Origin of the sequence: Ottowia sp. SB7-C50, from assembly GCF_033110285.1 — a bacterium.
GTDB lineage: Bacteria > Pseudomonadota > Gammaproteobacteria > Burkholderiales > Burkholderiaceae_C > Ottowia.
In genome coordinates, this window is record NZ_CP136995.1 from 2,884,640 (window position 1) to 2,898,795 (window position 14,156).

General features: G+C 67.4%; 12 protein-coding genes. 7 read left to right on the forward strand and 5 right to left on the reverse strand.

Features of this window, described 5'->3' with window-relative positions:
* Nucleotides 1-154 precede the first annotated feature (154 nt).
* Both R0D99_RS13800 and apbC read right to left on the reverse strand, forming a co-directional pair.
* Nucleotides 155-901, reverse strand: coding sequence for a DUF2726 domain-containing protein (locus tag R0D99_RS13800; RefSeq protein WP_317748736.1), 747 nt, complete (start codon nucleotides 899-901; stop codon nucleotides 155-157).
* Nucleotides 902-1,177: 276 nt separating this feature from the next.
* Nucleotides 1,178-2,269, reverse strand: coding sequence for an iron-sulfur cluster carrier protein ApbC (gene apbC / locus R0D99_RS13805; RefSeq protein WP_317748737.1), 1,092 nt, complete (start codon nucleotides 2,267-2,269; stop codon nucleotides 1,178-1,180).
* Nucleotides 2,270-2,440: 171 nt separating this feature from the next.
* Between apbC and metG the strand changes: the two genes are divergently transcribed.
* The gene (gene metG / locus R0D99_RS13810; RefSeq protein WP_317748738.1) at nucleotides 2,441-4,549 is read left to right on the forward strand and encodes a methionine--tRNA ligase; all 2,109 of its coding nucleotides are present in this window, start codon (nucleotides 2,441-2,443) and stop codon (nucleotides 4,547-4,549) included.
* 11 nt (nucleotides 4,550-4,560) lie between these two features.
* The gene (locus R0D99_RS13815) at nucleotides 4,561-6,282 is read left to right on the forward strand and encodes a SulP family inorganic anion transporter (protein ID WP_317748739.1); all 1,722 of its coding nucleotides are present in this window, start codon (nucleotides 4,561-4,563) and stop codon (nucleotides 6,280-6,282) included.
* A gap of 265 nt (nucleotides 6,283-6,547) precedes the next feature.
* On the opposite strand, the gene R0D99_RS13820 is transcribed toward R0D99_RS13815, so the two are convergent.
* On the reverse strand, nucleotides 6,548-7,063 hold the full coding sequence (locus R0D99_RS13820) for an outer membrane protein assembly factor BamE (protein WP_317748740.1): 516 nt from the start codon (nucleotides 7,061-7,063) through the stop codon (nucleotides 6,548-6,550).
* Between the two features lie 94 nt (nucleotides 7,064-7,157).
* On the opposite strand from R0D99_RS13820, the gene R0D99_RS13825 reads away from it, so the two are divergent.
* From R0D99_RS13825 to panB, 3 genes are all read left to right on the forward strand, one after another.
* Nucleotides 7,158-7,376, forward strand: a complete 219-nt coding sequence (locus R0D99_RS13825; RefSeq protein ID WP_317748741.1) for a DUF3460 family protein — start codon at nucleotides 7,158-7,160, stop codon at nucleotides 7,374-7,376.
* Nucleotides 7,377-7,451: 75 nt separating this feature from the next.
* Nucleotides 7,452-8,303 (forward strand): ScpA family protein, encoded by an 852-nt coding sequence (locus tag R0D99_RS13830; RefSeq protein ID WP_317748742.1) that lies wholly within the window; start codon nucleotides 7,452-7,454, stop codon nucleotides 8,301-8,303.
* 157 nt (nucleotides 8,304-8,460) lie between these two features.
* Nucleotides 8,461-9,345 (forward strand): 3-methyl-2-oxobutanoate hydroxymethyltransferase, encoded by an 885-nt coding sequence (gene panB / locus R0D99_RS13835; protein ID WP_317748743.1) that lies wholly within the window; start codon nucleotides 8,461-8,463, stop codon nucleotides 9,343-9,345.
* 203 nt (nucleotides 9,346-9,548) lie between these two features.
* Here panB and R0D99_RS13840 read toward each other — a convergent pair whose 3' ends face one another.
* Nucleotides 9,549-10,961, reverse strand: a complete 1,413-nt coding sequence (locus tag R0D99_RS13840) for a GntP family permease (RefSeq protein WP_317748744.1) — start codon at nucleotides 10,959-10,961, stop codon at nucleotides 9,549-9,551.
* 141 nt (nucleotides 10,962-11,102) lie between these two features.
* Here R0D99_RS13840 and panC point away from each other — a divergent pair, with 141 nt between their 5' ends.
* On the forward strand, nucleotides 11,103-11,960 hold the full coding sequence (gene panC / locus R0D99_RS13845) for a pantoate--beta-alanine ligase (protein WP_317748745.1): 858 nt from the start codon (nucleotides 11,103-11,105) through the stop codon (nucleotides 11,958-11,960).
* A gap of 317 nt (nucleotides 11,961-12,277) precedes the next feature.
* On the forward strand, nucleotides 12,278-12,790 hold the full coding sequence (locus R0D99_RS13850; protein WP_317748746.1) for a YidB family protein: 513 nt from the start codon (nucleotides 12,278-12,280) through the stop codon (nucleotides 12,788-12,790).
* 295 nt (nucleotides 12,791-13,085) lie between these two features.
* Here the strand turns inward: R0D99_RS13850 and R0D99_RS13855 are convergent, their stop codons facing one another.
* Nucleotides 13,086-14,114 carry an NAD(P)H-dependent glycerol-3-phosphate dehydrogenase gene (locus tag R0D99_RS13855; protein WP_317748747.1) on the reverse strand — a complete coding sequence of 343 codons (1,029 nt, stop codon included), beginning with the start codon at nucleotides 14,112-14,114 and terminating at the stop codon, nucleotides 13,086-13,088.
* Between the last annotated feature and the right edge of the window lie 42 nt (nucleotides 14,115-14,156).

Here is a 14,156-nt window from a genome sequence, read left to right on the forward strand (position 1 = left end):
GCGAAAAACGAGGACAGCGTAGTGATACCGACAAGCCCATAGCCGGGCTATGGGCGCCGGAGGTAGCGCCGCGATGGATCGTGTTCTCGCGCGTTGCAGCCAACGCATCTTCTGCCGCGCAGACTCCTAAGGCGCGGCCGCGCCAGCCGTGCGCTCAGGCGCGCTTCAGCACATCGGCCCAGGTGTCGCTGCGGGCAGCGGCTGGGCCGCCTGCCCGCCGTCGGGCGTCTTCGGCCGCCACGGCCAGGCGTTGGCGCGACGGCCCGATGTCTGCGCCGGTCAAGTCCTGAAACCGGGTTTTCGCCCACTCGGTGGGCGGCGCAGCGTCGCGCGGGGCTCCGGCCAGCGGCGCCGCGGCCGCAGCCTCCCAGCGCGCCCGCATCTCGGCCGGGGGCTGCGCATAGTGCAGCGAACCCCTGAGCCGGATCAGCCGGATGCCAGCCGACTGCAGCATGGCGCGCTTTTCGTCCGCCAGCCGGTTTGCTTCGGCGATGCCGTCGCGCAGGCGCTGGTCGACGTCAAAGGCGATCCACGGCTGGCCGTCTTCTGCGCACACCAGAAAGTCGACGCGCAGCCGCGCCAGCTTGGCCCCGGCAAGGCGCCGGTCACGGCACCTGCGCACCATCAGGAAGCGCGACAGCGCAGGCTGGTACAGCACCGCCTCATGGGGAAACGCCTGCTGCAGATAGTGCAGCAGCGCGCGGTGCTCGTCAGGGATCGTGGACGTGGGCGCAAAGCGGTCGGCGCTCGCGTCATAGTCGTCGGGCGTGCGCTGCCAGCGGCGCCGCAGCACCAGGCCCAGCAGCAGCGCGACCAGCAAGGGCAACACCAGCGCCCACCACGGTACCGTCGACGCCCAGAGTCGCAGTGGCAGCAGCACGCCGTTCCAGCCATCGTCCATGGTTGTCTCCCCCGCGGCGATCCGAGGGACGGCGGCCTGCCCGACAGGCGCGCGTCCCGCACCGCTGTGGACAACAGCGTAGTGCGGCCGCGCCGTTCAGGCCATAGACGAAAGTATGAAACCTACCTCCATCGGGGTACGAAGCCGCTGCTCGGGCGACTGAGCGCGGCGGCGCGCAGGCAGGCGGCGATCAGGGAGAAAATCCGGCGCGACCGCCCGCCTGATCAGCGCCTTCAGCTATCGTTAATATAGCACTGCCGAGCGGCGGGGCCCCGCTCAGGTGTCCTGCGAAATCTTGATCGACGGGAACTTCGACGAGAAGTCCTTGGCCTTGGCGGCGATGCGGATGGCCACCTGGCGGGCGATGGTCTTGTAGATCGACGCCACCTCGCCGTCCGGGTCGCTCACCACCGTGGGGCGGCCCGAATCGGCCTGCTCGCGGATCGACATCGCAAGGGGCAGCGCGCCCAGGTAGTCGATGCCTTTTTCAGCAGCGTAGCGCTTGCCGCCCTCGGCGCCGAAGATGTGCTCGACGTGGCCGCAGTTCGAGCACACATGCACCGCCATGTTCTCCACCAGGCCGAGGATCGGCACGCCCACCTTCTCGAACATGGCCACGCCCTTGCGCGCGTCGGCCAGGGCGATGTCCTGCGGCGTGGTGACGATGACGGCGCCGGTCAGCGGCACGCGCTGCGACAGCGACAGCTGGATGTCGCCCGTGCCCGGCGGCATGTCGACCACCAGGTAGTCCAGGTCCTTCCAGTTGGTCTGGCGCAGCAGCTGGTCCAGCGCCTGGCTGGCCATGGGGCCGCGCCAGATCATGGCTTCGTCGGCGTCCACCAGAAAGCCGATGGAGCTGACCTGCACGCCGTAGTTTTCCATCGGCTCCATGGTCTGGCCGTCCAGGCTTTCGGGCCGGCCGCTGACGCCCAGCATCATGGGCATGCTGGGGCCGTAGATGTCGGCGTCCAGCAGACCCACGCTGGCGCCTTCGGCGGCCAGCGCCAGCGCCAGGTTGACGGCGGTGGTGCTCTTGCCCACGCCGCCCTTGCCCGAGGCCACGGCAATGATGTTCTTGACCTGCGGCATCAGTTGCACGCCGCGCTGCACTGCGTGAGCGATCACTTTCGTCGTCACGTTGACCGACACGTTGCTCACACCCGGCAGCCCGCGCACCGCGGCGATCAGCGCCTGCCGCAGCGCCGGGATCTGGCTCTTGGCGGGGTAACCCAGTTCGACGTCGAACGCGACATCGCCGCCGCTCACCTGCAGGTTCTTCAACTGGCGGGTGCTGACGAAGTCCTTGCCGGTGTTCGGGTCGATCACGGCCGCGACGGCTTGCAGTACGTCCTGTTCCTGAATGCTCATGTGTTCTCTTCCGGTGAAGACGCTAGTCTAGTCGCGCGGCAGTGCCCCGCCGCCGCGCAGCGGCCAAGACCTCATGCCACGCCGATGAATCGTGCCGTTCGCGCCGCCCGGCGTGGCCGCGGTGTCGGCGCGCTGCCTAAAATGACAGGTTCCTTGCCGAGAGCCGCCCGTATGACCGCCCCCCGCCAGATCTTCGTCACCACCGCCCTGCCCTACGCCAACGGCACCTTCCACATCGGCCACATCATGGAATACATCCAGGCCGACATCTGGGTGCGGTTCCAGCGCATGCAGGGGCACGCGGTCAACTTCGTGGGGGCCGACGACGCGCACGGCGCGCCGATCATGATCGCGGCCGAAAAGGCCGGCAAGACGCCCGAAGCTTTCGTGGCCGACATCGCCGCCGGACGCAAGCCGTACCTGGACGGCTTCCTGATCAGCCACGACAACTGGCACAGCACGCACAGCCCCGAGAACACCGCGCTGGCGCAGGCCATCTACAAGGACTTGAAGGCCAATGGCCTGATCGAGTCGCGCGTCATCGAGCAGTTCTTCGACCCGGCCAAGGGCATGTTCCTGCCCGATCGCTTCATCAAAGGCGAATGCCCCAACTGCCACGCCAAGGACCAGTACGGCGACAACTGCGAGGTGTGCGGTGCCGTGTATGCGCCCACCGAGCTGATCGAGCCGTATTCGGCGCTGTCCGGCGCCAAACCGGAGCTGAAAACCAGCGAGCACTTCTTCTTCAAGCTGTCCGACCCGCGCTGCATCGATTTTCTGAAGCAATGGACGACCAGCGGCGCCGTGCAGCCCGAGGTGCTGAACAAGATCACCGAATGGATCGCCCCCGGCGAAGACGGCCAGCCCAAGATGGGCGACTGGGACATCAGCCGCGACGCGCCCTACTTCGGCATCGAGATTCCCGACGCGCCGGGCAAGTATTTCTATGTGTGGCTCGACGCGCCCATCGGCTACCTGGCCAGCCTGAAGAACCTGCTGGAAAAGCGTGGCGAAAGCTACGACGCCTACATGGCGCGGCCCGATCTGGAGCAGGTTCACTTCATCGGCAAGGACATCATCACCTTCCACACGCTGTTCTGGCCCGCGATGCTGAAATTCAGCGGCCGCAAGGTGCCCGACAAGGTGTTCGTGCACGGCTTCCTCACCGTGAACAACGGCGAGAAGATGAGCAAGAGCCGCGGCACCGGCCTGGACCCGCTGAAATACCTGTCGCTGGCCATGAACCCCGAATGGCTGCGCTACTACATCGCCGCCAAGCTGTCGGGCCGCAACGAAGACATCGACTTCAACGCCGACGACTTCATGGCGCGCGTCAACGCCGACCTGGTGGGCAAGTTCATCAACATCGCCAGCCGCGCTGCAGGCTTCATCAGCAAGCGCTTTGATGGCCGCCTGGGCGTCATCAGCGCCGACGGCGTGGCGCTGCTGGACGCCTTGCGCGCCGCGCTGCCCACCATCACGGAGCTGTACGAACAGCGCGAAACCGGCAAGGTGGTGCGCGAGGTGATGGCGCTGTGCGACAAGGTCAACGCCTATGTGGACGCCAACAAGCCGTGGGAAATCGCCAAGCAGGTCGGCCAGGACGACCGCCTGCAGGACGTGTGCAGCACCTGCATCGAGGCGTTCCGCATTCTCACCATCTACCTCAAGCCCATCCTGCCCAAGCTGGCGGCCGACGTGGCCTTGTTCCTGATGGTGCCGCCCGAAGATTTCGGCGACGTGAAGACGCCCCTGGGTCCCGGCGCGCAGATCGGCGAGTACACGCACCTGATGCAGCGCGTCGACGTCAAGCAACTTGACGCGCTTTTTGAGCCGCCAGCGCCCGCCCCACAAGCGCTGGCAGCTATCGAATCAGAAGCATCGGTGGCCGTCGCCGTGCCCGGCGGCGAAGCGCTGGCGCCGGTCATCACCATCGACGACTTCGTCAAGACCGACCTGCGCATCGCCAGGATCGTCGACTGCCAGCCGGTGGAAGGATCGACCAAGCTGCTGCGCCTGACGCTGGACGTGGGCGAAACCGGCGACGACGGCCAGCCGAAGCTGCGCAACGTGTTTTCCGGCATCGCCAGCGCCTACCGGCCCGAAGACCTGAAGGGCAAGCACACCGTGATGGTGGCCAACCTGGCGCCGCGAAAGATGAAGTTCGGCGTCAGCGAAGGCATGGTGCTGGCCGCCAGCCACGGCGACGAAAAGGCCCACCCCGGCATCTTCGTGCTGGAGCCGTCGCCCGGTGCGCAGCCGGGGATGCGGGTGCGCTGACAGGCCGCGCCATGGCCCTGCTGTCCATGCTCCACTTCCGCCCGCGCCTGCTGGATTCGCTGCAGGGTTACGACCGCGCACGCTTCGCGCGCGACTTCGGCGCCGGCATCACGGTGGCGGTGGTGGCGCTGCCGCTGGCGATGGCGTTTGCCATTGCGTCCGGGCTCAAGCCCGAGGCGGGGCTGTTCACCGCCATCATCGCGGGCTTCATCATCTCGGCGCTGGGTGGCAGCCGGGTGCAGATCGGCGGGCCGGCGGGCGCGTTCATCGTCATCGTCTACGGCATCGTCGAGCGCTACGGCGTCGGCAATCTGATCATCGCCACCGCGCTGTCGGGCGTGCTGCTGTTCTTGATGGGCGTGTTCCGACTGGGCACGCTGGTGCGCTTCATCCCGGTGGCGGTGATCATCGGCTTCACCAACGGCATCGCGGTGCTGGTGGCGCTGTCGCAGATCAAGGACTTTTTGGGACTGCACGTACCCAAGATGCCGGGCGATTTCTTCGGCATCCTGGGCGCGCTGTGGAGCCACCTGCACACCGTCAACCCCTGGGCGGTCGGCGTGGCGCTGGGCTCGCTGGCCATCGTGATCGCCTGGCAGCGCTGGCTGCCGTCGCTGGGGCCCAAGGTGCAGTTCTCGGGCAAGCTCAGCTCGGTGCCCGGCTCCATCGTGGCGCTGGTCCTGGCCACGCTGGTGGTGGGCGTGTTCAAGCTGCCGGTGGAAACCATCGGCAGCAAGTTCGGCGGCATTCCGGCCGCGCTGCCGGCGTTCGAGTTGCCCAGCTTCAGCTGGGAATCGGCGCGCTTCCTGCTGATGCCGACCATCACGCTGGCGCTGCTGGGCGCCATCGAATCGCTGCTGTGCGCCCGCGTGGCCGACGGCATGATCGGCGACCGCCACGACCCCAACCAGGAGCTGATGGCGCAAGGCGTGGCCAATTTCGTCACGCCCTTTTTCGGCGGCATGCCGGCCACCGGCACCATCGCCCGCACCGTGACCAATGTCAAGAGCGGCGCCACCAGCCCCGTGGCGGGCATGGTGCACGCGCTGGCGCTGCTGGCGGTGATCCTGGTGGCGGCGCCGCTGGCCGGCTCGATCCCGCTGGCCACGCTGGCCGCCATCCTGATGTTCGTGGCCTGGAACATGGGCGAATGGCGCGAATTTGCCCGCCTGCCCACCTACCGCATGCCCTACCGCATCACGCTGGTGGCGGTGTTTTTGCTGACGGTGATCTTCGACCTGACCGTGGCGGTTGAGTTCGGCATCTTCGCGGCCTGCGTTACCTTCATCTACCGCATCTCCAGCCTGTCGCGGTCCGAGCGGCTCACGGCCACCGACCACCCCGACCTGGCCGGGCGCGACGACATCCAGGCCTGGCGGCTGTACGGCGCGCTGTTCTTCGGCGCCACCAAGCTGGTCGAGCAGATCGAGGACCACCTGCCGCCGCGCACCCTGGTGCTGGACCTGAAGAACGTGATCTACATCGATTCGACCGGCGGCGAGTCGCTCGAAAACCTGGTGCACACCTGTCGCAAGCAGGGTGTGCGACTGATCGTGTCGGGCCTGATGAACCAGCCCGCGGACATCGCCCGCCGCACGGGCCTCAAGGCCCTGCTGCAGGAACGCTCGGCCGACGACGTGCAGGCCGACGTGGCCGCCGCCATTGCCACCGCCGTGGCCGGCGCGCCCGAAGGCCTGCCCGACGCGGCCCACATGGGCTATTCGGGCGCCTGACGCGGCGCGGCTGGCGGGCCGCGTCTTGCTTCTGTTTTGATAGCTTCAGACGCTGGCCAGGCAAGCGCTGGTTGCGTTTTTATACTTTCGCCGCAAGCAAGCAACTTGATCGAACTCCGTCATTCCCGCGAAGGCGGGAATCCATGCCCCCACCGGCGGCGGCATCGGCAGACGCGCCCTGGATTCCCGCCTTCGCGGGAATGACGGGGTCAGTGGGCGCCGTTCAAGCCATGACTTTCGGATCCCTCATGCAGCCAGTGCGGCATCAACCGCCGCCGCGCATGTCCGGCCCGTCCGGGTCGGGGCCGACTTCGCTGCGGATCACGCGGTAGTCCGGGCTGAAGATGACGTTGAAGGCCTTCTTCTCGCTGGGCGGCTCGAGGAATTTCCACGTCCACACCACCTCGTTCTTGAGCGCGTAAGGCACCTGCCTGGCGGGCTTGCCCAGCATGCGGCGCACGTCTTCCACGCCCATGCCGGGCTGCACGCGGCGGAAGTTGTCGGGTGTCAGCACCTGGCGCAGCGCGCTCATGCGGCCGTCGGGGCCGATGGTGATCATGTAGTTGCGCATGCCCTCGGGCTGGCGGTTGTATTCGTAGGTCTTGGCGCCGCCGGCCTCGGGCCAGACGCGCTCGGGCTGGCCGAAGCGCTGCACCACGTCGGCCTCGGTCGAGACGCCCTCCTCCAGCTCCTTGATGGCCTGCGGATCGCAGGCGGCGATGCCCAATGCCCCCAGCAGGGCGGCCAGCCCCCAGCAGATGCGGCGCGTGATGTTCTTCATGGTGTCGTGCCCCGGTAAAATGGATCGGAACGCCCGTAACGCGGCAGCCCCCAGCGGCGCCGTCGGACGGTTCCCACATAACAAGGCACAGTGTATGTCCCTCGCACGCATCTTCCAGCGCCCGCATTACCGTTCCGACGCCACGCGCTTCATCGACGACCTCAAGCAGGCCAAGCCGCAGCTTGACGTGCAGCAGCGCCAGGGCCGCGCCCTGCTGTGGGACAAGCACATCGACCGCGACCTGCAGGCCGAGTTTCGCGCCGGCGACGTCAGGCAGAACGCCTACGTCTACCAGACCAGCCCCACGCTGTAAGCCGCGCCTTGTGGGCAAAAACCCCTCTGGTCGCTTGACCAGCCTGCGCATCGCGCTATCGTAAACGCAGCAAACATGTCGGCCGTCGATTCCGAGCCGCTGCTGGACGCGCCTGCCCAGGCGCCCCTGCCCGAGGTGGTCGACCACGTGGCCGTGGCGCGCCTGTACGGCGAGCCGCTGTTCCAGCTGCCGACCGACCTGTACATCCCGCCCGACGCGCTGGAGGTCTTTCTGGAGGCCTTCGAAGGCCCGCTGGACCTGCTGCTGTACCTGATCCGCAAGCAGAACTTCAACATCCTCGACATCCCGATGGCGGCGGTGACGCGCCAGTACCTGAGCTATGTCGACGAGATCCGCAGCCGCAACCTGGAGCTGGCGGCCGAATACCTGCTGATGGCGGCGATGCTGATCGAGATCAAGTCGCGCATGCTGCTGCCGCCCCGCAAGACAGCCGAAGGCCAGGAGCCCGAGGACCCGCGCGCCGAGCTGGTGCGCCGCCTGCTCGAATACGAGCAGATGAAGCTGGCCGCCAGCCGCCTGGCCGAAGTGCCGCAGTTCGGCCGCGATTTCTTGAAGGCGCAGGTGTATGTCGAGCAGGCGCTGAAGCCGCGCTTTCCGGACGTGGAGCTGGCCGACCTGCAGTCTGCGTGGGCCGACATCCTCAAACGCGCCAAGCTGGTGCAGCACCACAAGATCAGCCGCGAAGAACTCAGCGTGCGCGAGCACATGTCCATCGTGCTGCGCAAGCTGCAGGGCCGCCGCTTCGCGCCGTTCGAAGACCTGTTCGACCCCGCGCGCGGCGTACCGGTGCTGGTGGTCACGCTGATCGCGCTGCTGGAGCTGGCCAAGGAAAACCTGGTCGAGATCACGCAGGCCGAGGCGTACGCGCCGATCTACGTGCGGCTGGCATTTACACCGTCGGATTGATCGACCGCGTAAACCTCCGAATACCGGACGCGAAGGACGCCAAGGATTCGCAAAGGACGCGAAAAACAGCCTAAAGTTTTTTGCATCTTTTGCATCTTTTGCGTCCTTTGCGAAATCTTCGCGTCCTTCGCGTCCGGCTGTTTTTTGAAGGCTTCTCATGAACACGACGTCAGCGCCCGCCCCCGCCTCACCCTACGGCACCCTGCCGCCCGCCTCCCCGCTGGCGCAGCGCAAGCCGGTCAGCCTGCCGCGTCTGGCGCAGCTGCATGCCGCGGGCGAGAAGATCACCATGCTGACGGCGTACGACGCCACCTTTGCCGCCGTGGCCGACGCGGCGGGCGTCGAATGCCTGCTGGTGGGCGATTCGCTGGGCATGGTGTGCCAGGGGCTGCCGTCCACCGTGGGCGTGTCGCTGGAGGCCATGCGCTATCACACCGAGAGCGTGTCGCGCGGGCTGCACCGCGTGCAGGGCACGGCCTGGCTGATTGCCGACCTGCCCTTCGGCAGCTACCACGAATCGCCCGAGCAGGCGCTGCGCTCGGCCACCGTGCTGATGCAGGCCGGCGCGCACATGGTCAAGCTGGAAGGCGGCGGCTGGACGGCGCCCACGGTGCGCTTCCTGGTCGAGCGCGGCATCCCCGTGTGCGCGCACCTGGGCCTGACGCCGCAGACCGTGCACGCCCTGGGCGGCTACCGCGTGCAGGGGCGCGATGACGCCGCGGCGCAAACCCTGCGCCGCCACGCGCTGGAACTGCAGGACGCCGGCGCCGCCATGCTGGTGCTGGAGATGGTGCCCGCCGCGCTGGCCACCGCCTTGACGGCCGAGCTGCCGCGCTGCGCCACTATTGGCATCGGCGCCGGCAAGGGCACCGCGGGGCAGGTGCTGGTGATGCACGACATGCTGGGCATCAACCTGGGCAAGATGCCCAAATTCGTGCGCAACTTCATGGACGGCCATGGCAGCGTCAAGGCCGCCATCGAGGCCTACGTACGCGCCGTCAAGGAAGGCCGCTTTCCGGACGACGCGGCGCACGCGTGGTAAGCACAGTTTGCTTCTAAATTAATAGCTTATTGCGCTGGCCAGATCAGCGCTGGCACCGCTTTTGATGCGTGTCTGAAGTGGACCGCCGGCCTTTGAACGCAAAGGGCGCGGAGCCTTCGCAAAAGGCGCAAAACGTCCAATTGTTTTGCATGCTATGCGCCATCCCTGCGGCTTTTGCGTTCAAAAGATGAAACCCCGCTGACTCAGAACGACCCGAACATCGTGCCCAGCGTGATCACCACCGACAGCGCGATCAGCGGGATGACGATGGTCATGGCGGCGATGTTCAGGTACGACTGCTTGTGCGTCAGCTTGCAGATCGACAGCAGCGTGATGATGGCGCCGCAGTGCGGCAGCGAGTCGAACACGCCGGCCGACATCACCGCCACGCGGTGCAGCAGGTCGGGGCTGATGCCGGCCTCGTTGGCCATGCGCAGGTAGTCGGCGCCCAGCGTCTGCAGCGCAATCGACAGCCCGCCCGACGACGAGCCGGTGATGCCGGCCAGCACGTTCATGGCCACGGCCTCGCTGATCAGCGGGTTGCTCGACACGTTCAGCACCGCGTCGCGGATGATGGCAAAGCCGGCCAGGCTGGCGATGACGGCGCCGTAACCCACCTCCGACGCGGTGTTGAAAATCGGCAGCATCGAGCCCAGCACGCCCTTGTTGATGGTCTGCTGCAGATTCGCCCAGCGGCCCAGGCTAATAAGAAGCAGCACGGTGCACGACACCACCAGCGCGATGATCAGCGCCCACATGCCCGTCTGGCGCGTGGCGTCCATGGTCGGAAAGCGCTCCTTGATGAAGCCCCAGTCCATGCCGGGGAAGATGCCGTAGGTGAACAGCGCGTTGATGCCGATCACCAGCACCAGCGGCAGCAGCGCCAGCACCAGTGGCATGGTGCGCGTGGCGTCGCCGCTCATGTCGGCCTCGCCCACCATGCCGCGCAGGCCCACGTCGCTGTCGTCGTGCGTGCCATAGCCCTCGCCGGCCGCGCGCGCGGCCTTCTCGCGCGAGCGCAGCCACAGAATGCCCAGCGTGAACATGATGGCCCCGCCGATCAGGCCCAGGCCCGGCGCCGAAAAGGTGTTGGTGCCGAAGAACTTGATCGGGATCGCGTTCTGGATCGACGGCGTGCCCGGCAGCGCCGTCATGGTGAAGGTGAACGAGCCCAGCGCAATCGCCGGCGCCACCAGCCGCTTGGGGATGTCGGCATCGCGGAACAGCGACTTGGCGATGGGGTAGATGGCAAACGCCACCACGAACAGCGACACCCCGCCGTAGGTGAGGATGCCGCAGGCCAGCACCACCGTCAGGATGGCGTGCTTGCTGCCCAGCGTGCGCTCGATCCATTGGGCGATCGCCGTGGCCGCGCCCGAGTCGGCCATCATCTGCCCGAATAGCGCCCCCAGCAGAAAGATGGGGAAAAATGCGAGCATGTAGTTGCCCAATGCGCGCATGAAGGTCTCGGTGTAGATCGGCAGCATCTGGGCGATGTCGCCCGACAGGATGACCGCCAGCGCCGCCATGATGGGCGCCAGCAACAACACCGTGTAGCCGCGGTACGCAAAGTACATCAGCAACAGCAGAGACAACACAATCGCGAACGTGCTCATGGCGCCTTTCTCCGGGCAAAAAAGGCTCGATGGTGGCAAGCCGCGCGTACTCAGAACTTACACAGTCCAAGCGAAATAACGAAAGATCCAGCGCTTTTGCCATGAAAATATGGGCAGATATTCAATTTTGGTGACCACTTGATGCAAATCGTCCATTCCATCCCCGAGTTGCGCCATGCCTTGCGCGCCACCGGTCGCCCCGCCTTCGTGCCGACCATGGGCAACCTGCACGCCGGTCACCTGGCGCTGGTCGAGCAGGCGCGCGCGCTGGGTGACGTCACGGTCGCCAGCATCTTCGTCAACCGCCTGCAGTTTTTGCCGCACGAAGACTTCGACAGCTACCCGCGCACCTTCGAATCCGACCGCGCCAAGCTGCAAGCCGCCGGCTGCGACGTGCTGTTTGCCCCGCGCGAAGCCGACCTGTACCCCGAGCCGCAGACCTTCAAGGTGGTCCCCGACCCGGCGCTGTCCAACCTGCTGGAAGGCGAATTCCGCCCCGGCTTCTTCACCGGCGTCGCCACGGTGGTGATGAAGCTGTTCATGGCCGTGTTCGCCGGCAAGCCACAGGGCGTGGCGGTGTTCGGCAAGAAGGACTACCAGCAGCTGATGGTGATCCGTGGGCTGGTGCGGCAGTTTGCGCTGCCGATCGAGATCGTCGCGCACGACACCGAGCGCGCGGCCGACGGGCTGGCGCTGAGCTCGCGCAACGGCTACCTCAGCGAGGCCGAGCGCGCCGAGGCGCTGCAACTGTCGCTGGCGCTGCGCGCCCTGGCGCGTGACGCAGTGGCCGCCGCGCATGCCCTGCCGGCGCAACTGCCGGCGCTCGAAGCCGCCGCGCGGCAGGCGCTGGCCGCGCGCGGCTGGCAGCCCGATTACCTGACGGTGCGCCGCCGCGCCGACCTGCTGCCGCCGCAGGCGGGCGACGCGGCCGGCAGCCTGGTGGCGCTGGGCGCGGCGCGCCTGGGCAGCACGCGGCTGATCGACAACCTGGAGCTGTAGGCGGGTGCGGTGCGCCCCATGCCAGATAAAAATCCCCTTGTGCGCTGTCACGGCGCCGTTCGCAGCTATTTATTTCATAGCAAGCATGGGCATCTCGCGCGCCCGGTCGTATGGGCGCCCCCCCGTTGTCACCACGCGACGCCTGCGCCAATAATGGCGCGGATGCGGCATTTCGCGCTACTTGAGCGGCGGTGCCGGTCGGCGTGCGGCGCGCCGGGGGGCGTTGCGGGTGGGCGAGAATCACGACCCGCCACGCGCGGCTTGCGTGCAGCGCGGACGGATTTCGTTCACCTTTCACTTTTATAGGAAACCTCATCATGGGTCTGCTCGATTCGGTTCTGGGTTCGGTGCTGGCGGGTCAAAACCAGCAGGGAGGCCTGGGCGGCCTGGGCAATGTGCTGGGCGGCATGCTGGGTGGCCAGCAACAGGCGCCGCAAGGCCAGGCTGGCGGCCTGAACGCGGGCCTGATCGCCGCGCTGGCGCCGGTGCTGATCGGCATGCTGGCCAACAACGGTGGCCAGGGCGGCCTAGGCGGCCTGCTCGACAAGTTCACCCGCGCGGGCGCCGGTGACGCCGCCAATTCGTGGATCGGCACCGGCCAGAACCAGTCGATCAGCCCCGACGTGGTGACGCAGGCGCTGGGCCCCGACGTGGTGGGCGACATCGCCGCCAAGCTGGGCCTGGGCCACGGCGACGCCGCCGGTGGCATCGCGCAGGTGCTGCCCGAGCTGATCGACAAGCTGACGCCGCACGGCCAGGCGCCGCAGGGCGGCCTGGGCAGCGCCGACGACATCGTCGGCATGCTGGGCCGCATGCTGCAGCAGCGCTGATCCGCACCCGCGCCCTGCTACAGGGCTGATAGCGAACCGCGCCTGCCCCTGTGGCGGCCGCGGTTCTTTTTTATGGGAAAACGGAAGACCGAAAACCGGACGCGAAGGACGCCAAGGATTCGCGAAGGGCGCGAAGGAAACAGCCAGGAATTTCCTGGTTTTTTTGCGTCCGCTGCGTCCGGCTACTTCAACGGCGTCGGGCGGGCTGCCGCGGGTCAAGGATTGCGGGAATGACGGGCGTCACAGCGGGAGAGCCGTTCAAGTGAGTGGCTTTCCGCTCCATGGGGCCGTCCGCTCAGAGCAGTTCGCCCTTCGGGTCGCGGCCCATCAGCGCGGCCACGGCTTCGACCGGCTTGAGTTGCCCGTCGAGCAGCGCCACCACGCATTCGGCGATCGGCATCTCCACGCCCAAGTGGTGAGCGCGCTGCCATACGGTGCGGGCGCTGTAGACGCCTTCGGCCACGTGGCCGAGCGACTGCACCGCCTCTTCCAGCGTTTTGCCTTCGGCCAGCAGCAGGCCGACGCGCCGGTTGCGGCTGAGGTCGCCGGTCGCCGTCAGCACCAGGTCGCCCAGGCCCGACAGGCCCATGAAGGATTCCTGCCGGCCGCCCAGCGCCAGCCCCAGCCGCGCCATTTCGGCCAGGCCGCGCGTGATGAGCGCGGCGCGCGCATTCAGCCCCAGGGTCAGGCCATCGGCCAGCCCGGTGGCGATGGCCAGCACGTTCTTGACCGCGCCGCCGACTTCAACCCCTACCAGGTCGTCGTTGCCGTACACGCGCAAGGTGGGGCCGTGGAAGGCTTCGACCAGCGCCTTGCGCACGGCCGGGTGGTGGCTGGCGGCCACCAGCGCGGTGGGCTGTCCACGCGCCACTTCCTGGGCAAAGCTGGGGCCGCTCAGCGCGCCCGCCTTCAGGTGCGGGGCCACCTGGCGCTGGATTTCGTGCGGCATCAGGCCGACGGCGTGCCCCGGGGCAGCGGCCTCGTCGGGCAGCTCGAAGCCCTTGCACAGCCAGGCGACGGGCACGTCGACGTCCTGCAACAGGTGCAGCGTGCCGCGCAGGCCCGACACCGGGGTGGCCACGACCAGCAGGTCGGCCTGCGCCGCGGCGTCCAGCAAGGTGGCGACGTCGCCGCCGCGCACGTGCAGTTCGCGCGGCAGCGGAATGCCGGGCAGATAGCGCGCGTTCTCGCGCGATTCGTGCATGGCCGCGGCTTGGGCGCCGTCGCGCGCCCACAGCACGACCTGGTGGCCGGCCGGGTTGCGGGTGGCACTGACGGCCAGCGCGGTGCCCCAGGCGCCAGCGCCGATGACTATGATTTTCATAGCTTATCGCGCTTTCTGGACAAGGGCCAGCAGCCTGAAAGA